Below are 19,710 nucleotides of genomic sequence, written 5' to 3'. Positions count from 1 at the left end.
GTCAGTGCAATGAGGCCTCGGCGCGCAGCAGCGAGGCGCCGGAGTCGATGTCGAAAATGTGGACCTGCGCCGGGTCGGCCACGAAGCGCACGCGATCGCGCAGCGCCGGGCACTGCGCGGAAGGCATCAGCGCGGCGATTTCGCTCTCGCCCTGGCCGAAGCTCACCAGCACCTCGTTGCCGAGGTACTCGATGAGCTGCACCTCGCCGGCGAAGCCGCCGTCGCGGCCGTCCTGCGCGTCGGCCTGCAGGTGCGCGGGCCGCACACCCAGCGTCACACGCTGCCGGCCCTCGAGCGCAAAGCGGCGCGGATCCACGCGCACCATGCCCTCGCGGCCCGAGAGCTCGAAACAGCCGCCCGCGTCACGCACCTGCATCTCGACGAGATTCATCGGCGGCGTGCCGATGAAGCCTGCCACGAAGGCGGAGCGCGGCCGCTCGAAGATCTCGCGCGGCGAGCCGACCTGCTCGATGCGTCCGTCGCGCAGCAGCACGATGCGATCGGCCAGCGTCATGGCCTCGTGCTGGTCGTGCGTGACGTAGACCGTGGTGGTCTTCAGCGCCTGGTGCAGCCGGGCGATCTCGATGCGCATGTGGTTGCGCAGCTTGGCGTCGAGGTTCGACAGCGGCTCGTCGAAGAGGAACACCTTGGGCGTCTTGATCATCGCCCGCGCGATCGCCACGCGCTGCTGCTGCCCGCCCGACAGCTCGGTGGGCTTGCGCTGCAGGTAGCGCTCAAGCCCCAGCGTGTCCGACACCTCCTTGATGCGCGCGTCGATCTCCGCCTTGGGCACCTTCAGCCGCTTGAGGCCGAATGCGATGTTGTCGCGCACGCTCATGTGCGGATAGAGCGCGTAGTTCTGGAACACCATGGCGATGCCGCGCTCCTGCGGCGGCAGGTCGTTCACGCGCTGGCCGCCGATCATGAGGTCGCCGTCGGAGATGTCCTCCAGGCCCGCGAGCATGCGCAGGATGGTCGACTTGCCGCAGCCCGAGGGGCCGAGGAACACGACGAACTCGTTGTCGGACACGTCGAGGTCGAACTGGTGGACGACCTGCGTGTCGCCATAGCGCTTGATGATCTTGTGACAGCTGATTGCAGACATTTCGTTGTTCCGGGAAAGGGGGCCCTTTGGGCTCATGCCGCGTCGCGCTTGCGCTTGAACGCCGCGTTGAGAAAACCGCTGAGCACGCCGACCATGAGCAGCGGCGGCAGCGAAAGCAGGATGACGGACGCATTCAAAATGCCCCAGGGCACGTCGCGCCCGAGCTGGCTCAGCTCCGACGCCACGATGGGCAGCGTCTTGGCGTCCGAGGTGGTGAGCATCAGCGCGATGAGGAACTCGTTCCACACCAGCACGAAGCCGAAGGCGATGGCACCGATCAGCGAGCGCGCAGCGATCGGCAGCGCCACCTTGAAGAAGATCGCGTAGGGGCCGTAGCCGTCGACGCGGCCGGCCTCCTCCACCTCTTTCGGCACGGCCCTGAAGGCGGGTATGGCGAGCCAGATCACGGTGGAAAGCGTGAGCAGCGTGTAGGTGACGATGAGCGCGATGCGCGTGTCGTACAGCTCCAGCTGCAGCCAGATCACCATCAGCGGAATGGCCACCGCCACCGGCGGCAGGAAGCGCATCGAGAGCACGAAGAACTGGATGTCGTCGGCCCAGCGCAGCGGATAGCGTGCGAGCGCATAGGCGGCCGGCAGCCCGAGCACCGCGCCGGCGATCACCGCCGCGCCCACCACCACGACGGAGTTGAGCAGCCCCTGCGCCACCGCCTCGCGGCTCAGCACGTAGATGTAGTTCTCCAGCGTGGGCGTGAAGAAGAACTTGGGCACCGCCGAGACGATGTCCACCCGGTTCTTGAACGAGTTGAGAAAGGTCCAGAGCACCGGCACCAGCGCCGAGAGCCCGGCCGCGATCAGCACCAGCCGCGCGAGCAGCGTGCCAATGGAAATCTTCTTCTTTGCGGCAGCGCTCATTTCGGTCGCGTCCATTTCCAGATGTAGGTGAACGCCACGGTCGAGGCGACCATCATCAGCACCGCCATGCCCGAGGCATACGAGATGCGGCCCGACTCGATGAAACCCTGCGAGAAGGCGTACATGTCCAGCGTCTCGGTCGAGATGCCGGGGCCGCCGCGCGTCATCACGTAGATGAGGTCGAAGGCGCGCAGCGACTCCACCATCTTCACGAAGCACAGGCTGACGAGCGGCGCCTTGAGCATCGGCAGCGCAACGTAGGCGTAGACCTCCCAGGTCTTCGCATGGTCCATGCGCGCGGCCTCGAAGGGCTGCGGCGGCAGGGTCTCGAGCAGCTTGAGCACGATGACGGCGAAGAACAGGCCCCACTGCCACACGTCGACAAAGGCCACGGTGAGCAGCGCGGTGACCGGGCTGGCCAGCAGGTCCAGCGGCTCGCCGGTGATCGCCTTGTACGGCCAGGTCAAAAGGCCGAACAGCGGATGGAAGGCGAACTTCCACACGAAGGCCGCCGACACGCGCGGCAGCAGCACCGGCACGATGAACAGCATCGACAGCAGGTTGCGCCAGCGCGTGGTGGTGCACTGGAACAGCAGCACGCCCAGCAGCACCGCGAGGCCCATGGTGGCGCTGACGGTCAGCACCTCCCACACCAGCGACACGCGCACGGAATTGAGGAAACGCCGGTCGGAAAAGAGCTGGATGTAGTTCGAGAACCACACCCAACCCGTGTCCGCCTGCCCCAGCTCGCGGTCCTGCAGCGAGATGCAGATCGCGAAGAGCGTGGGCACCAGTGCCAGCACAGCCAGCACCAGCAGCCCGGGGCCGATGAAGACGAGAGGCAGCCTCGTCGTCTTCTTTTTCTTCTCCCTGAGCGTCATTTACTTACTTCTTGCGCCGCGCGACCAGTTGCTTCGCGTAGGCATCGAGTTCGTCGAGGCCGGCCTTGATGTCGGTGCGGGAGCCCGTGATCAGCTCTTCCAGGATGATCCCCCAGCGATCGCCGAGGTCGGGCCAGGCCGGGTCCTGCCAGAAGTTCACGGCCGTGACCTTGCCGGTGTCGGCCAGCGCCTTGCCGAGATCGGCGCCATAGCGCTTGGAGAACTCGGGGCTGGCCAGCACGCTGGTGCGGTTGAGCTCGCCGAACTGGCCCTCGGCGAGGCGGCGCTGCTCCTGCTTCTTGGAAGTGGCCCAGGCGACGAACAGGCCCGCGCACTTCTTCGCTTCCTCGGTCTTGTTGGCCTTGGCGCCGATGGCCAGGCCGTGGCCGTAGCCGCCGCCGGTCAGCGGCGTGGGCGGCGGCAGGTAGGCGACCTTGCCGATCACGGTCGACATCTTCGGGTCGAGCGCATTGCCGGCCAGCGGAGTCGACTCGACCAGCATCGCCACCTTGCCGGCAAGGAAGGCGCCGGTGGATTCGTCCCAGCCGCCTGTCTTGGTGCCGGGCGCCGAGTACTTGAACAGGTCGAGGTAGGTCTGCGTGGCCTTCACCGCGGCGGCCGAATCGAACACGGGCTTGTCGCCGTCGAACCACTGGCCGCCATAGCCGCGGAAGAACGGCATCCAGCGCCACACGTTGGCACCCGAGCCGCGCTGGCCGCGCAGTGCCACGCCGTAGACGCCGTTGGCCGGGTCGTTGAGCTTCTTCGCGGCCTCGACGAATTCGTCGAGCGTGGTCGGCGGCTTGATGCCGGCCTTCTCCAGCAGGTCCTTGCGGTAGACCAGCAGGTCGCCACCGCCGGTGAGCGGCGCGAACCAGACCTGGCCGTCGAAGGTCGCGACCTTCTGGCGACCGGGGTCGAAGTCGGCGTAGTCGTAGTCGGCGGGGTAGTACTTGGCCAGCGGCACGATCCACTTCGACTGGGCGAACAGCGGCACGTTGGCCTCGTCGACGTAGTACACGTGGTACTTGCCCACGGTCGAAGCGTCCGCGCGGGTCTTGGTGCGGCGGTCGTTCTCGTTGAGGTTGTCAATGTTGAACGAGGCGCCGCTGAGGGCCTTGAACTCGTCCTTGTACTTCTCGAGCAGGGTCAGCCCGTCGCGGGGCTGGGACAGGACGCGCAGATCCTCCTTGCAGACCTGCTGCGCCTGGGCCGCGCCACCCCATGCGGCCAGTGCCGCCAGCAGCATCGCGCAACCCGTCTTCAGGTGCCGGTTTTCTTGAACAGCCATCGCTTTTGTCTCCTTTGAGCCTGTCGTGGATTGCCGGCAAATCGCGGCGGAAACAGGTGGGACGAAGCGTAGGCACCGGCGGCCCGGCGCCGCGTACACGCGAGCCGGGGCACTGGTATTTTCATGACCAGCCGGCTCGGGGTTTTGCCGGGGGCAGATGCGTATCGGTTGCCCGGCTGTCCGAACAACCCGCATAGGGTTTGCCCGATGCGTTGCCTTCCATCGCGCCAGTACCCCCTTCGTATCGATAGCAAAACGAAGGTGTGAAGGCCGCCCGCGCGCACGCGGAAATTCCTCCGGATCGACTACTTCCCGCGTATCGACGCTCCGTTGCATCCCGGCTCTAATGCGCCCGGCCAATGGCCGCTGCCACAAGCGTCGGTCGGGCCGGTATGTGTCTACCCCTTACATCACCTTTCAAGGAATGCCTATGAAGACCAGACTCAGAGTTCTCGTAGTGGCAGTGCTGACCGTGGCGGGGCATGTCGCCCTCGCCGCCGAGGCGGACCGACAAGCCGCGATCGACCGCGCGCTGGAGCTGATCCAGAGCAACCCGTCGAGCTTCAGCGTCGCGGCGCCCGCGGCCGCCTCTCAGGGCCGCGCGGCGGCATCAGGTGCGGCGAGCAAGACCGCGCTGCCTTCCGGCGGCGACCAGTTCAAGGCGCGCGACGTGATCGTGGACAAGGACGGCACCGAGCACGTGCGCTTCGACCGCTACCACGACGGCCTGCGCGTGATCGGCGGCGACGTGATCGTGCATTCGAGCAAGGGCCGGCTGCTGCAGTCCGACCTGACGCAGAAGAGCGCCATCGCGCTGCCCGAGACGCTGGCCAAGGTCGACGGGCGCACCGTGATCCGGAACGCGCCCGACATCGGCGCCGAGCGCGCGAAGAGCATCGCGGCGCAGAACTTCGCCAGCGCGGTAACGCGCTACGGCACGCCCGAGCTGGTCGTCTTCGCGCGCGACGAGGCGCCGGTGCTCGCCTATGCGGTGCGCGTGTATGGCAGGGCCACCGCCGCGCACGGAAGCGCCGTCGTCTACTACGTCGACGCGCACGACGGCAGGCTGCTGGACTCCGAAGACCTGATTCACACCGCGGCCGCAACCGGCACCGGCAAGTCGCTGTACTACGGCGAGCTGCAGATCACCACCGACCAGACCGGCAACAACGCCTATCGCATGGTCGACCCGACACGCGGCAGCGGCGAGGTGATCGACGGCCGCGACGCCGTGTACACCGACCTCGCGGACTCGCCTGACCTCGCGCCCTTCACCAGCCCCGACAACAAGTGGGGCAACGGCAGCACCACCGATCGCAAGACCGTGGCGGTCGACATCAACTACGGCCTGGCCAAGACCTGGGACTACTACAAGACCACCCACGGCCGCAACGGCATCTTCAACGACGGCAAGGGCGTGCAGAGCTACGCGCATGTGCTGTTCCTCAACCGCGACGGCTCCACCACCGGGGCGAATGCCGCGTGGCTGGGCGAGTACCGCATGATGGCCTACGGCGACGGGGAACCGGGCACCGCGCTGCCGAAGCCCGTGGTGTCCATCGACGTCGCCGGGCACGAGATGAGCCACGGCGTGAACCAGGCCACCGCGAACCTCGCGTACTCGCGCGACGCGGGCGGGCTGAACGAGGCGAACTCCGACATCTTCGGAACCCTCGTCAAGTTCCATGCGAACAACGCGAACGATCCGGGCAACTACGTCATCGGCGCGAGGATCCTGGCCGGCGGCCTGCGCAAGATGTACAAGCAGGATGTCGACGGGCGTTCGTACGTCTGCTATCCGCAGGGCGGGTTCAAGAGCACGCAGGTGAATCCCCGCCACGACCCGCACCTCACCTCCGGCGTGGGCAACCGCTTCTTCTACCTGCTGGCCGAAGGTGCGGTGGTGCCCGCGGACGAAAGCAGGCTGACGAAAAACGACCTGGTGTGCAACGGCGATACGAGCCTGTCGGGCATCGGCCGCGACAAGGCCGGCCGGATCTGGTACCGCACGCTGACGGTGTACCTGAACTCCAGCTCGACATACCCGAACGCCCGTGCCGCATCGATGCGGGCCGCCGCGGATCTTTACGGTGCCAACTCCGCGGAGCAGGCCGCAGTGGGCCGCGCGTGGAGCGCGGTGTCGGTTCAGTGAGCTGAGCTGACGCGGTGAACCGGAAGCCGGCGCGCCACGGTGCCGGCCTCCTTCTTCCCGACGCCATGAACGCAGCCTCTTGCTGCATGGCTTGGCCGTTTCCCCTTATCGGTTGCAACATAAAACCAGATCGATAGAATCCGCCTGGTCTTTTTTTGAAACCACAACCGCCATGACCACCCACTACCGCACCACCACCATCGACGGCCTGAAGGTCTTCTATCGCGAGGCAGGCGACCCCAGGCTGCCCGCCCTGCTCCTGCTGCACGGCTTTCCCGCCTCGTCCTTCATGTACCGCGGGCTGATCGAGCGGCTGGCCCATCGCTTCCACGTCATCGCGCCGGACTACCCCGGCTTCGGGCACAGCGACGCGCCCTCGGTCGTGGAGTTCAGCTACACCTTCGACCATCTCGCCGACATCGTCGGGAAATTCACTGGCCAGCTCGGCCTCGAGCGCTACGGCCTCTACATGCAGGACTTCGGCGGCCCGGTGGGATTCCGGCTGGCCAGCCGCCACCCCGAAAAGGTCGACTTCCTCGTGGTGCAGAACGCCAACGCCTACGAGGAAGGCCTGCCGGACGACTTCTGGGGCCTCGCCCGCGAGCTGTGGCGCGACCCGTCGCCGGCCAACTACGCGCGCATCCGCGAGGCTGCGATGTCCGACGAGGCACTGGCGTGGAACTACACCCACGGCGTGAAGGACGTGGAGCGCATCGACCCCGACAGCTGGCTGCTGCAGCGCGCCCTGCTCGCGCGCCCCGGCAACAAGGACGCGATGGCCGCGCTGCTGTACGACTACGGAAGCAACCTCTCGCTCTACCCCTCCTGGCAGGCCTACTTCAGGCAGCACCAGCCGCCGATGCTGATCGTCTGGGGCGCCAACGATGTGATCTTTCCGCCCTCGGGCGCCTATCCCTACCAGCGCGACCTCAGGCAGGTCGACTTCAAGCTGCTCGACACCGGCCATTTCGCGCTCGAGGAGCTGGGCGAGGTGATCGCCACCCACATCGAGCATTTCCACGATGCACTGAGCGCCTGAGGGCCGTCATGGAGTTGAACGTCGATGCGGCCGGGGCGCGGCCATGCCCCGAGCCGTCGATATCGGGCGCCCTGGCGCTGCTGTTCGCAGTCGCCTGCGGGCTCGCGGTGGCCAATGTCTACTACGCCCAGCCGCTGCTGGACACGCTGGCCGACACCTTCGGCATCCGGCCCGCCACGGTCGGCATCGTCATCACCATCACCCAGATCGGCTACGGCCTCGGGCTGCTGCTGGTGGTTCCGCTGGGTGACCTCGTCGACCGGCGGCGGCTGATCGTCGGGCAGTCGCTGCTGTCGGTGGTCGCGCTGCTGGCCGTGGCGCTGGCGCCCCGTGCGTCGATCCTGCTGCCGGCGATGGCCGCCGTGGGCGTGCTGGCCGTCGTCACGCAGGTGCTGGTCGCCTACGCCGCGAGCATGGCCGCGCCGGGCGAACGCGGCCGCGTGGTGGGCACAGTCACCAGCGGCATCATCATCGGCATCCTGCTGGCGCGCGCGGTCTCGGGGACGTTGTCGGATCTCTTCGGCTGGCGCTCGGTGTACCTTGCGTCGGCGGCGGCCACGCTGGTGGTCTCCGCCCTGCTGTGGATGGTGCTTCCGGCAAACACGCGGCCCGCGCCCGGCATCCCGTACCTGCAACTGATCCGCTCGGTGTTCGCGCTCTTCGCGCAGGAGCCCGTGCTGCGCATCCGCGCGGTGCTCGCGATGCTGATCTTCATGGCCGTCACCATGCTGCTGACGCCGATGGTGCTGCCGCTGACGGCGCCGCCCTTCTCGCTGTCGCACACGCAGGTGGGGCTGTTCGGCCTCGCGGGCGCGGCCGGTGCTCTAGGCGCCGCGCGCGCCGGCCGCCAGTCGGACCGTGGTCGCGCCCAGCGCACCACCTGCATCGGCCTGGTCGTGATGCTGCTGTCGTGGGCGCTCATCGCGATGTTGCCGTGGTCCATCTGGGCGATGGTGGCCGGCGTGGTCGCCATCGACTTCGGCCTGCAGTCGGTGCACGTGGCCAACCAGAGCCTGATCTACCGCGTGCGCCCCGAGGCGCAGAGCCGGTTGACCGCCGGGTACATGATCTTTTATTCCATCGGGTCGGCCACCGGCTCGATGGCCTCGACGATGGTGTACGCCCATGCGGGCTGGAACGGCGTCTGCATTGCCGGAGCCTTCGTCAGCGCCGTGGCGCTGGTGTTCTGGGCGCTGACCCGGCACCTGACGCCGCAGGACGCGAGTCCGTGATGCCCAAGACGCAGGCTCAGGCCGTCGTGACGAGCGGCGTGTTCTGCGCGGTGCGCAAGCCGAAGCGGTCCTGCGCCTGCTGCCGGTAGGCCGAGGGCGTCATGCCCTTTAGCTGGAGAAAGCGGCGGTTGAAGTTCGCGAGGTTCGCGAAACCCACCTCGTAGCAGATGTCGCTCACCAGCCGGTCGGACACCTGCAGCATCTCGCAGGCCTTGGCCACGCGCAGCCGCGTGACGAAGTCGGTGAAGGTGGCGCCCATGTGCCTGTGGAACCAGCGCGAGAAGCTGCTCTCGGCCATGTTGGCCACGGCGCAGACGGCCGGCAGGGAGAGCTCCTCCGTCAGGTGCCGGTCGAGGTAGTCGAGCACGCGGCGCATGCGGGTGTTGGCGCTCGGGTCTTCCCCGGCCGGGTCGGCGGTGCTGGAAATCTGGCGCCAGTCGGGCCAGCGGGCCAACTCGTGCAGCAGGCCGATGAACTCCGCCAGCCGGGCCATGCCCTCCTGCGCCTGCACGCGCAGGAAACGTTCGCGCACCAGCGAATGGATGCCGAAGAACTCGATGCCCAGTTTCGCCCGGTCGAGCATCGGCAGCACCGCGTTCAGCTCGGGGAACAGGTCGGTGCCCTTTCGCAGCGGCTCGTCGCGGAAGTGGATGACCATGCTGCGCTCTGTGATGCCCTCGGGCGGCACGTCGTGCGAGATCCAGGTGTGGGGCAGCCGGGCGCCCACCAGCGCCACGTAGCCGGGCTCGAAGCGGCCGATGTGGTCTCCCACGAAAGCGTCGCCGCTGCTGCGGTTGATGCACTGCAGCTCGTATTCGTCGTGGTAGTGCCAGCAGTCGAAGGGCCACGGCACGCCGTGCTGGAGGCAGCGCACCGAACTGCCGCCCGCGGGCTCGAAGCCCAGCCGCGGGTCGCGCATCAGTTCGTGCTCGAGTTCCGGTTTTCGCGCTGCGTTGTGCCTCATGGTTCGACAAGCCCTCGCGCGGTAGCCGGCGGCAATGGCCTCAGGGCCTCAGGCGCCGGCGACCTTCATGCGGTTCACCAGGACCGATCCGGTGGTCTTGGCGCCGAAAGTGTAGGCATCCGCCCCGATGGCTTCAATACCCAGCAGCATGTCCTTCAGGTTGCCGGCGATGGTGATCTCCTGCACCGGGAAGGCGATCTTGCCCTTCTCGACCCAGAAGCCGCTGGCGCCGCGCGAGTAGTCGCCGGTCACGTAGTTCACGCCCTGGCCCATCAGCTCGATCACGAACAGGCCCGTGCCCAGCTTGGCGAGCATGGCGTCGAGGTCGTCGGTGTGCTTCGTCAGGCGCGAGCTGAGCGTGAGGTTGTGCGAGCCGCCGGCGTTGCCGGTGGTCTTCATGCCCAGCTTGCGGGCCGAATAGGTCGAGAGGAAATAGCCTTCGAGGCGGCCGGCATCGACCACCTTGCGCGCCCGGGTGGTCACGCCTTCGTCGTCGAAGGGGGCGCTGCCCTTGCCGCGCAGGACGTGCGGATCTTCGGCCACGTCGACGTGCGCGGGCAGCACGGGCTTGCCCAGCGAATCGAGCAGGAAGCTGCTCTTGCGGTAGAGCGACCCGCCGCTCACGGCCTGCACCAGCGAGCCCAGCAGGCCCACGGCCAGCGGCGACTCGAACAGCACCGGGCATTCGGTGGTCTTGATCTTGCGCGACTTCAGGCGGCTGAGCGCGCGCTCGGCGGCGTAGCGGCCCACGGCCTGCGGGCTGGCCAGTTCGTCGGCCGAGCGCATCGAGCTGTACCAGGCGTCGCGCTGCATGTCGTCGCCCTTGCCGGCGATGGGCGCCACCGAAATGGAGTGCCGCGAACTGGCATAGCCGCCGCGAAAACCGTGCGTGTGGGCACTGAAGAAGTGGCTCTGCTGGGCCGAGACGCCCGCGCCCTCGCTGTTGGTGATGCGCTTGTCGGTCGAAAGCGCCGCCTCTTCGCACTCCAGGGCCAGTTTGGCGGCCTGCTCGCTGGTCACGTCCCAGGGGTGGAACAGGTCCAGCTCGGGGTGTTCCTTGGCGATGTCTTCCTCGTCCGGCAGGCCGCTGACGGGGTCTTCGGCGGTGAAGCGGGCGATGTCGTAGGCCGCCTGCACCGTCTGGGCGATGGCCGCCTCGGAGAAATCGGAGGTACTGGCGTTGCCGCGGCGATGGCCCACGTAGACCGTGACGCCCAGCGACTTGTCGCGGTTGCGCTCGACGTTCTCCAGCTCGCCCTTGCGCACCGAGACGCTCAGGCCGCAGCCCTCGGAGGCCTCGGCCCCGGCGTCGGTGGCACCGAGCTTCCTGGCGTGCGCCAGGGCCGTGTCGACCAGGTTTTCGAAGAAGGATCGGCTGTAGGCGAAGCCGGAATCGGCGCGCGAGGAGGATGTCGTCATGTGGTGGCTATGATACTTGCGCCCCCCATTTCCGGTTTTCCCCCCAGCTTCCCGCCGCGCGTTGCAACGCTGCACGGCGCGGCCCAGAATCCATCCCATGTCCCGCAAACCCAAAAAAGGCTATTACGTCCGCGGCCATTTCGTGGCCGAAGGCAGCGAGCTCGACCTCGAGCTCAAGCGCGAGCTCAAGGGCTCCGACGACGCCAGCCGCACCGATCTCAAGCGCGAAAGCGAAGAACTGCAGAAGCTGGGCGCCGAGCTGCTCACGCTGCGCGCCGGCCTGTTCGACGCGCTCCAGCTCGACGAGAAGCTGGTCGAGGCCATCGCCGAAGCCAAGCGCATCACCAATTTCGAGGGCAAGCGCCGCCAGATGCAGTTCGTCGGCAAGCTCATGCGCAAGCTGGAGCCCGAGGTGCTCGAAGCCGTGAAACAGGCCCTGTCCGAGCAGAACACCGTGCCCGCGGCCGAAGTCGCCGCCCTGCACGAGGCCGAGCGCTGGCGCGACCGGCTGATTGCCGACGACGACGCCCTCGGCGGCTGGATCGAAACCCATCCCGCCACCGACTCCCAGCAGCTGCGCGCCCTGGTGCGGCAGGCCCGCAAGGACATGAAGGCCGGCCCAGCCGGCGAAGCGCCGCGCCAGGGCAAGGCCTACCGCGAGGTGTTCCAGCTGGTGCGCGCCCAACTGGCGGTGCACGGCGGCGCCGACCACGCAGCGGCCGCAGCCGCTCAAGACCGGGAAGAAGACGCATGAGCGGCGAAGGTGCGTTCGATCCGGTCCGCATCGGCATCGTCTCCATCAGCGACCGCGCCTCCAGCGGCACCTACGAGGACAAGGGCCTGCCCTCGCTGAAAGAATGGCTCGGCCGGGCGCTGAAGAACCCCATCGAGTTCGAACCCCGCCTCATCCCCGACGAGGCGGAGCGCATCAGCGCCACGCTGATCGAGCTGGTCGACGCCGGCTGCTCGCTGGTGCTGACTACCGGCGGCACCGGCCCCGCCCTGCGCGACGTGACGCCCGAAGCCACGCTGGCCGTGGCGCACAAGGAAATGCCGGGCTTCGGCGAGCAGATGCGCCAGATCAGCCTGCGCTTCGTGCCCACTGCGATCCTCTCGCGGCAGGTGGCGGTGATCCGCGACAGGAGCCTCATCATCAACCTGCCCGGTCAGCCCAAATCGATCGCCGAGACGCTCGAGGGGCTGAAGGACACCGAAGGCGTGCAGGTGGTGCCGGGCATCTTCGCGGCCGTGCCCTATTGCATCGACCTGATCGGCGGGCCTTATCTGGAGACCGACGACTCGGTCTGCAAGGCATTCCGGCCGAAGTCGGCCATCCGCGCCCGCTGAAACTGCCCTCTACGGGGCTTGGTGCCCCTTGGCTTCCACGTCCTTCAGGCAGGCATTGATCGCCGCGTTCGACGCCAGGTCGTAGCAGCGTACGGCGGCCGCGCGCATCGCCTTCTGCTGCTCGTGGCGTTCCTGCGCGCTGTCGATCTGGTAGTTCATGAGCCACTTCATGGCAAACGCCAGCACGATGCCGAAGCCGATCGCCGCACCCACCACCGTCGAGCGCCATGTCCGGGTCCGGACCTGGGGCACAGCAGGCGCCGCAACCGCGCCGATGTCGAACGCCATGGGCGCCCGCGAGGACGATCCTCCATGGATCGCGCGCCGCCTGGGCTCGCGAGCCTCGGCCGTTCGGGTCGATGCGGAAGAAGACTTGGAGTGGCTGCTCATCGATCTGCGTGTCTTGAATCGCGCAGATTGTCCGACATCGGCGCCGCGCGACCGCAGCGCCCCTCCCCCTCGGGGTTCGGACTCAGGCCGGGGTCGGTCCGAACCCGTGGCTGTCCGCAGCCTGCTCGCAGGGCACCCGCTCGACCTGCACGGTCGAGTGGTGGATGTCGAAGCGCTCGGCCAGCATCGCGCGCAACTGTTGCGTCAAAGGCGCCATGTCGCCGGTCTCCGGCGTGCACACCACGTGCACGCTCAGGCTCACCTTGCCGCTGGACAGCGCCCACACATGCAGGTCGTGCAGGCTCGCGACGCCTTCGCTGCCCAGGAGCGCGCCTTCGACGGCGGGCAGGTCCACCTCGTCGGGCACGCCTTCGAGCAGCACGTTGAGGCTCTCGCGCAAAAGGCGCCAGGTGCGCGGCAGCACCCACAAACCGATGGCCACGGCGATCACCGAATCGACCCAGCCCCAGCCCGTGTAGCGGATCACGATGGCCCCGACGATCACGCCCACCGAGCCCAGCATGTCGGCCCACACCTCCAGGTACGCGCCCTTCACGTTGAGGCTCTCGTCCTTGCCGGAGGCCAGCAGCCGCATGCCGATGAGGTTGACGATCAGCCCGCCGGTGGCCACCAGCAGCATCATGGTCGACTGGATCTCGGCCGGCGCCGAAATGCGCCGGTAGGCCTCGTACAGCACGTAGATCGCCACGAAGAACAGCAGCACCGCATTCAACACCGCCGCCAGGATCTCGAAGCGGTAGTAGCCGAAGGTGCGCCGTCTGTCGGCCGGCCGCTTGCCGATCCAGATGGCGGCCAGCGAGATCGCCAGCGCCACCGTGTCGGTGAACATGTGCGCGGCATCGGACAGCAGCGCGAGGCTGCCCGACACCAGCCCGCCCACCACCTCGGCGACGAGATAGACCGAAGTCAGCAGCAGCGCCCAGCGCAGTGCCTTCTCGTTGCCGCCGGTGGCGTGCGAATGCTCATGTGCCATGGGAACCCCGGAGTGAAGGATCTGAAGGATCGAGCGGCGCGCCGTGGCTCTGCTGCTCCTTGCCCGGCTCCTCCACTTCGTCTTCGTCGCGACGGTGCGCGATGCGGTAGAGCAGCGGGAGCACCAGCAGCGTCAGCGCGGTGGACGACAGGATACCGCCGATCACCACCGTGGCCAGCGGCCGCTGCACCTCGGCGCCTGTGCCGGTGGCGATGGCCATCGGCACGAAGCCCAGCGATGCGACCAGCGCCGTCATCAGCACCGGCCGCAGGCGCGTGAGCGCGCCTTCCCGTATCGCTTCGTCCAGCGGCAGGCCGCCCTCGCGCAGGTTGCGGATGAACGAGATCATCACCAGCCCGTTGAGCACCGCCACGCCCGACAGCGCGATGAAGCCCACCGCCGCCGAGATCGACAGCGGAATGCCGCGCATCCACAGCGCCACGATGCCGCCCGTGAGCGCGAACGGAATGCCGGTGAACACCAGCAGGCCGTCCTTGATGTTGCCGAACATCGCGAACAGCAGCGTGAACACCAGCAGCAGCGACACCGGCACCACGATCTGCAGCCGCTGCGTGGCCGAGGCGAGGTTCTCATACTGCCCGCCCCACACGGTCCAGTAGCCGGTGGGGATCTTCACGTTGCGCATGGCATCTTCAGCCTCGGCCACGAAGGAGCCCAGGTCGCGGCCGCGAACGTTGGCGCTGACCACGATGCGGCGCTTTCCGTCCTCGCGGCTCACCTGGTTGGGGCCCGGTGCGATGTCGAGCGTGGCCACCTCGCCCAGCGGGATGAAGCTGGTGCGCAGTCCTTCGGCGCCCGCACCCTTGGGCAGGGCCACGGGCAGTCGCTTGATCGCTTCGAGGTCGGTGCGCAGGTTCTCGGGCAGGCGCACGATGATGTCGAAGCGCCGGTCGCCGTCGAACAGCGTGCCTGCCTCGCGCCCACCGACGGCGGCCGAGATCGCGTCCTGCACGTCGCCCACGTTGAGGCCGTAGCGCGCGGTCTTGCTGCGGTCGATGTTCACGGTGAGCATCGGCAGGCCGGTGGTCTGCTCGACCTTCACCTCGGCCGCGCCGGCGATCTTGCCCAGCACGCCGGACACTTCCGCCGCCGTCTTGTTCAGCACGTCCATGTCATCGCCGAAGATCTTCACCGCCACGTCGCTGCGCACGCCCGAGATCAGCTCGTTGAAGCGCAGCTGGATGGGCTGCGAGAACTCGTAGTTGTTGCCCGGCAGCTTCTCGACTTCTTCCTGCACCGCCGCGAGCACCTCGGCGCGCGTGCGGCGCGGCTTGGGCCATTCGCTCTCGGGCTTGAGCATGATGTAGCCGTCGGAGATGTTCGGCGGCATCGGGTCCGAAGCGATCTCGGCCGTGCCGGTGCGCGCGAACACGCGCTCGATCTCCGGAAACTTCGCCTTCAGCGTGCTTTCGAGCTGCTTCTGCATCTCGACCGACTGCGTGAGGCTGGTGCCCGGAATGCGCAGCGCCTGGATGGCGAAGTCGCCTTCGCTCAGGCTCGGCACGAACTCGGTGCCCAGCCGCGTGGCCAGCAGGCCCGACAGCACCACCGCAACGGCCGCGAAGGTGATGACCAGCGGCTTGGCGGACATGACGCGCGCCAGCAGCGGCTCGTAGCCGCGCTTGGCCCATGCCATCAGGCGGTTTTCCTTCTCGCTGACCTTGTTGCCGATGAACAGCGCCACTGCCGCCGGGATGAAGGTGATCGACAGGATCATCGCGCCCAGCAGCGCGATCACCACGGTGAAAGCCATCGGGTGGAACAGCTTGCCCTCGACGCCCGTGAGCGCAAAGATCGGCAGGTACACGATCATGATGATCAGCTGGCCGAACAACAGCGGCCGGCGCGCCTCCTGCGAGGCCGCGAACACTTCGTGGAAGCGCTCGCTGCGCGTCAGCGGACGGCCCTTGTGGGCCTGCGCGTGGGCCAGCCTTCGCACGCAGTTCTCCACGATCACCACCGCACCGTCGATGATGATGCCGAAGTCCAGAGCGCCAAGGCTCATGAGGTTGGCGCTGACCTTCTGGTTCACCATGCCGGTGAAGGTGAAGAGCATCGACAGCGGGATCACCAGCGCGGTGATGATGGCCGCGCGGATGTTGCCCAGGAACAGGAACAGGATCGCGATGACCAGCACCGCGCCCTCGAACAGGTTCTTCTTCACCGTGGCGATGGCCTTGTCGACCAGCACCGTGCGGTCGTACACCGTCACCGCCTTCACGCCGGCGGGCAGCGTGCGGTTGATTTCCTGCATCTTTTTATCGACGGCCTGCGACACGGTGCGGCTGTTCTCGCCGATCAGCATGAACACCGTGCCCAGCACCACTTCGCGCCCGTTGTCGGTGGCCGCGCCCGTGCGCAGCTCCTTGCCGATGCCGACCTCGGCCACGTCCTGCACGCGCAGCGGAATGCCGTTGGCGTTGCCCAGGATGACGTTGCCGATGTCCTCGGCCGACTTCACCTGCCCCGGCGCGCGAATGAGGTACTGCTCGCCGCGCTTCTCGATGTAGCCCGCGCCTACGTTGGCGTTGTTGCGCTCCAGCGCGAGCACGATGTCGCCCATGGTCAGGCCGTGGGCCAGCAGCTTGGCCGGGTCGGGTGCGATCTGGAACTCCTTGGCGAAGCCGCCGATGGAGTTGATCTCTGTCACGCCCGGCACGTTGCGCAGCTGCGGCTTGATGATCCAGTCCTGTATCTCGCGCAGGTCGGTGGGCGAGTACGGCTTGCCGTCGGCCTTCTTCGCGCCATCCTCGGCCTCGACGGTCCAGAGGTAGATCTCGCCCAGGCCGGTGGAAATCGGCCCTATCGCCGGCGAGATGCCGCGGGGCATGCTCTCCCGCGCGGACTGTATGCGCTCGTTGACGAGCTGCCGCGCGAAGTAGATGTCGGTGCCGTCCTTGAAGATCACCGTGACCTGCGAGAGGCCGTAGCGCGACAGCGAACGCGTCTGCTGCAGGCCCGGCAAGCCGGCCATGACGGTCTCGATCGGGTAGGTCACGCGCTGCTCGGTCTCCAGCGGGGAGTAGCCGGGCGCGGCGGTGTTGATCTGCACCTGCACGTTGGTGATGTCGGGCACGGCGTCGATGGGCAGCTTCTGGTAGCTGAAGATGCCGAGCGCCGCCATGCCGAACACGGCGAGCAGGACCAGCCAGCGCTGCTCGATGGAGAAGCGGATGATTCGTTCGAACATGCGGGCTTCCTCAGTGGGTGTGCGTGGCCGAGCTCTTGCCCTGCTGCGACTTCACGACGAAGCTGCCGCTGGCGGCATAGGCCGCGCCGGGCTTCAGCCCGCCGACGATCTCGATGCGCTTGCCGTCGCTGCGTCCGGTCTGAACATGCTGCGGCAGGAAGCCGCCGGGCACGCGCAGGAACACGGTGGGCTTCTCTTCCACGGTCTGCACCGCATCGGCCGCGACGGTCACGGGCGCCTCCGTCTCGGAGGCCACCAGCTCGACGTTCACGAAGAGGCCCGGGCGCCAGATGCCCTGCGGATTGGTCAGCGTGACGCGCGCGGTGGCAGTGCGCGTCTGCGCACCGATCAGCGAGCCCACGTACGAGACCTTGCCGGTGGCAGTCTGGTCGAAGGCGCTGGAGCGGATCTTCACCTGCTCGCCGATGCGCACCAGGTTCAGGTTGTTGGCGGCCACGCTGATCTCGGCCCACACGGTCGACAGGTCGGAGATGGTGAAGACGTTGACGGCCTCGCCCACCGATTCGCCGAGCGAGATGTGCTTTTCGACCACCATGCCGTCGAAGGGCGCGCGCAGCTCGTAGCGGCCCAGTGCCGACGAGCCGGGCGTGGCGCCCAGCGCCAGCAGCTTCTGGTTGGCGTTGGCCACCGCGATCTGCGCTTCCTGCATGGCCTGCTGGGCCTGCAGGTAGTCCTGCTGCGGCGAGATCTTTTCCTCCCACAGCTTCTTCTCGCGCTCGTAGGTGGAGCGGGCCAGCTCCAGCCGGCGCTGCGCCGACTGCAACCCGCTGCGCTGCTCGGAAAGCCCCGGGCTCGACAGCACCGCGAGCACTTCGCCGCGCTTGACCTGCTGGCCGAGGTTGGCCGACACGCTGTCGACCACGCCCGCCACGCGCGGCACCACGTGGGCCGTGCGGTCTTCGTTGAACTTGATCTCGCCGGGCAGCTGCAGCGACAGCTTGATGCGCGCGGGGCCGGCGTTCTCGATGGCGATGTCGGAAGTCTTGATCTGCTCGTCGGTGAAGGCGATCTTCTCCTCGTCTTCCTTGTGCGCAGCGGACTCCTTCTTCGCCGCATCCGCCGCCGCGGTCTTTTCGCCGCCCGTCTCCTTGGCTTCTTCCTTGCCCTTGCCTTCCTCGTGGTGCTCGTTGTCGGCATGGCCCTTGGCTTCGCCATGGCTGTGGTCGTGGTCCTTGCCCTCTTCCTTGCCTTGCTTGCCACCCTCTTCCTCGTGGTGCTCGCCGTCGCCATGGCCGGCAGCCTCCGAATGGCCGGCCGCCTCGGGCTTGGCGGGCGATGTGCGCAGGATCATCGCGCCGGCCCCCACGCCGAGCACGAGCACGGCCGCGATGGCGATCAACTGCTTCTTGCCGACACGCTCGGCGAAGGTCTTGCGTTCTTCTGTGTTCATGATCTGTGGAATTCCTTGCTTGCTTTTCAGCGCGCGACGGGCGCCGCCGCGGGAGAGATTTCGTCGCCTTCGTTGCCCAGCAGCCGGTCGAGGTCGCCGGCCGCGCGGTGCGCGTCGGCCAGCGCGAGCAGGTATTGCGCGCGCACCTGGAACAGCGTGCGCTGCGCATCGAGCGCTTCGAGGAAGCTGAACTTGCCGAGCTCGAAGCCCTTGGTGGCGGCCTTGTAGGCGCTCTCGGCACCAGGCAGCGCGTCCCGCTGCAGCGTCTCTGCAGTGGCATGCGCCGAGCGCAGGCGCTCGGTGGCCTGGGCCACGTCGGTGCCCAGCTGCAGCTCGGCAACGGCGAGGTCGTCGCGCGCCTTTTCCTCGCGACTCAGCGCCTCGGCGACGTTGCCCCGATTGGTGTCGAAGATCGGCAGCGGCACGGAGAGGCCGACAACCACCTGGTTGCGCCGGCTGCTGCTGGTCTCGCCATCGGAGGCCGGCACGCGCTTGGCGCCGAGCGAGACGGTCACGTCGGGAATGCGGCGGGCCCGCTCTAGGTCGGACAGCGCCTTGCGCCGCTCGACCTCGAGCCTCGCCTGCCGCACCACCGGCGCCTCGGCCATGCGGCTGGCCACGTCCTGCGCCGAAGCCATCGCCGGCAGCTGGTCGACCGCGCCATCCACCTGCGTGAAGCGCGGCGCCGGGTTGCCCCACAGCGCGGCCAGCTGCTGGCGCGCCGAACGCAGCGTGCCCTCGGCCTGCATGAGCTCGACCCGGATGCCTGCCTCGGCCACGCGCGCCTTGGTTTCCTCCAGAGGCGATACCTTGCCGGCCGCAACACGGTTGGTCGCCGCGCGCGTGGCCGTCTGCGCGAGGCCCACGGAGTCCTGCGCGAGCCGCAGGCGCTCCTGCGCGGTCAGCACGTCGAAAAAGGCGGTGACGGTGGCCGCGCGGATCTCGGCGCGGCGACCGGCCAGCGCCGACGTGGCCTGGTCGCGGGCGCGCTCGGCCGCCGTCACCCGGGCCGTGCGCTTGCCGCCCAGCTCGATGGGCTGGCTCAGCTGCAGCGTGGTGGTGCGGTTGTCGCGGCGCAGGTCTTCGAGCTGCGCGCCGAGCGTGGGGTTGGGCCAGGCGCCGGCCTGGACGATGGCGGCCTCGGTGGCCTCCTGCTCGCGCAATGCGGAAGACAGGCCGGGGTTGGCCTGCAGCGCCATCGAGACGGCATTGCGCAGCGTCAGCGGGCCGGCCGGCTCCAGCACGCGGGCGGCCGGGCCGGATTGCGCCGGTTGCGCCGGTTGCGCGGGTTGCGCGGGTTGTGAATATCGGGAACCGGCGGAGGCCTGGGCGACCTGCGAAAAAGCCGGGGGCGCCGCCATGGCCAAGACGGCCAGCGGCACGAAGAGCGTGCGCATCG

General features: G+C 67.9%; 16 protein-coding genes. 5 read left to right on the top strand and 11 right to left on the bottom strand.

The annotated features are described in order from the left end of the window. Position 1: 1 nt before the first annotated feature. Genes ugpC through EJO71_RS16105 form a run of 4 tightly spaced genes read right to left on the bottom strand, consistent with a single transcriptional unit; the run spans position 2 to position 4,110 of the window. Positions 2–1,105 carry a sn-glycerol-3-phosphate ABC transporter ATP-binding protein UgpC gene (gene ugpC, locus EJO71_RS16120; protein ID WP_125950053.1) on the bottom strand — a complete coding sequence of 368 codons (1,104 nt, stop codon included), beginning with the start codon at positions 1,103–1,105 and terminating at the stop codon, positions 2–4. 32 nt (positions 1,106–1,137) lie between these two features. After that, a complete protein-coding gene (locus EJO71_RS16115; protein WP_206169030.1) occupies positions 1,138–1,950 on the bottom strand; it encodes a carbohydrate ABC transporter permease in 813 nt (270 codons plus the stop codon). Between the two features lie 26 nt (positions 1,951–1,976). Further along, entirely contained in the window at positions 1,977–2,861 is an 885-nt protein-coding gene (locus EJO71_RS16110) for a sugar ABC transporter permease (protein WP_125950054.1), read from the bottom strand. A 4-nt stretch (positions 2,862–2,865) separates the two neighbouring features. Continuing rightward, complete coding sequence (locus tag EJO71_RS16105; protein ID WP_171022534.1) at positions 2,866–4,110, bottom strand: sugar ABC transporter substrate-binding protein; 1,245 nt, start codon at positions 4,108–4,110, stop codon at positions 2,866–2,868. 472 nt (positions 4,111–4,582) lie between these two features. Between EJO71_RS16105 and EJO71_RS16100 the strand changes: the two genes are divergently transcribed. From EJO71_RS16100 to EJO71_RS16090, 3 genes are all read left to right on the top strand, one after another. After that, positions 4,583–6,304, top strand: coding sequence for a M4 family metallopeptidase (locus EJO71_RS16100; protein ID WP_125950056.1), 1,722 nt, complete (start codon positions 4,583–4,585; stop codon positions 6,302–6,304). A gap of 172 nt (positions 6,305–6,476) precedes the next feature. Beyond that, entirely contained in the window at positions 6,477–7,343 is an 867-nt protein-coding gene (locus tag EJO71_RS16095) for an alpha/beta hydrolase (protein ID WP_125950057.1), read from the top strand. 8 nt (positions 7,344–7,351) lie between these two features. Then, a complete protein-coding gene (locus EJO71_RS16090) occupies positions 7,352–8,575 on the top strand; it encodes an MFS transporter (protein ID WP_125950058.1) in 1,224 nt (407 codons plus the stop codon). Positions 8,576–8,591: 16 nt separating this feature from the next. Here EJO71_RS16090 and EJO71_RS16085 read toward each other — a convergent pair whose 3' ends face one another. Both EJO71_RS16085 and pmbA read right to left on the bottom strand, forming a co-directional pair. Next, complete coding sequence (locus EJO71_RS16085) at positions 8,592–9,539, bottom strand: AraC family transcriptional regulator (protein WP_125950059.1); 948 nt, start codon at positions 9,537–9,539, stop codon at positions 8,592–8,594. Between the two features lie 48 nt (positions 9,540–9,587). Continuing rightward, complete coding sequence (gene pmbA, locus EJO71_RS16080) at positions 9,588–10,958, bottom strand: metalloprotease PmbA (protein WP_125950060.1); 1,371 nt, start codon at positions 10,956–10,958, stop codon at positions 9,588–9,590. A gap of 97 nt (positions 10,959–11,055) precedes the next feature. Between pmbA and yjgA the strand changes: the two genes are divergently transcribed. After that, entirely contained in the window at positions 11,056–11,712 is a 657-nt protein-coding gene (yjgA, locus tag EJO71_RS16075) for a ribosome biogenesis factor YjgA (protein ID WP_125950061.1), read from the top strand. Then, positions 11,709–12,305 carry a molybdopterin adenylyltransferase gene (mog, locus tag EJO71_RS16070; protein WP_125950062.1) on the top strand — a complete coding sequence of 199 codons (597 nt, stop codon included), beginning with the start codon at positions 11,709–11,711 and terminating at the stop codon, positions 12,303–12,305. The genes yjgA and mog overlap by 4 nt, the downstream gene beginning before the upstream one ends. A gap of 9 nt (positions 12,306–12,314) precedes the next feature. Here mog and EJO71_RS16065 read toward each other — a convergent pair whose 3' ends face one another. The 5 genes from EJO71_RS16065 to EJO71_RS16045 all read right to left on the bottom strand — a co-directional run bounded on the left by EJO71_RS16065 (position 12,315) and on the right by EJO71_RS16045 (position 19,708). Further along, positions 12,315–12,695 (bottom strand): hypothetical protein, encoded by a 381-nt coding sequence (locus EJO71_RS16065; RefSeq protein ID WP_125950063.1) that lies wholly within the window; start codon positions 12,693–12,695, stop codon positions 12,315–12,317. Positions 12,696–12,777: 82 nt separating this feature from the next. Continuing rightward, positions 12,778–13,689, bottom strand: a complete 912-nt coding sequence (locus tag EJO71_RS16060; RefSeq protein WP_125950064.1) for a cation diffusion facilitator family transporter — start codon at positions 13,687–13,689, stop codon at positions 12,778–12,780. Further along, the gene (locus tag EJO71_RS16055) at positions 13,679–16,900 is read right to left on the bottom strand and encodes a CusA/CzcA family heavy metal efflux RND transporter (RefSeq protein WP_125950065.1); all 3,222 of its coding nucleotides are present in this window, start codon (positions 16,898–16,900) and stop codon (positions 13,679–13,681) included. The genes EJO71_RS16060 and EJO71_RS16055 overlap by 11 nt, the downstream gene beginning before the upstream one ends. A 10-nt stretch (positions 16,901–16,910) precedes the next feature. After that, a complete protein-coding gene (locus EJO71_RS16050) occupies positions 16,911–18,311 on the bottom strand; it encodes an efflux RND transporter periplasmic adaptor subunit (protein WP_125950066.1) in 1,401 nt (466 codons plus the stop codon). A 26-nt stretch (positions 18,312–18,337) separates the two neighbouring features. Further along, positions 18,338–19,708, bottom strand: a complete 1,371-nt coding sequence (locus EJO71_RS16045) for a TolC family protein (protein ID WP_125950067.1) — start codon at positions 19,706–19,708, stop codon at positions 18,338–18,340. Positions 19,709–19,710: the final 2 nt, after the last annotated feature.

This window comes from Variovorax sp. 679 (assembly GCF_003952185.1).
Lineage (GTDB): Bacteria > Pseudomonadota > Gammaproteobacteria > Burkholderiales > Burkholderiaceae_C > Variovorax.
Note: the sequence above shows the minus strand (reverse complement) of the source record. Positions and strands in the feature narration are given on the sequence as shown.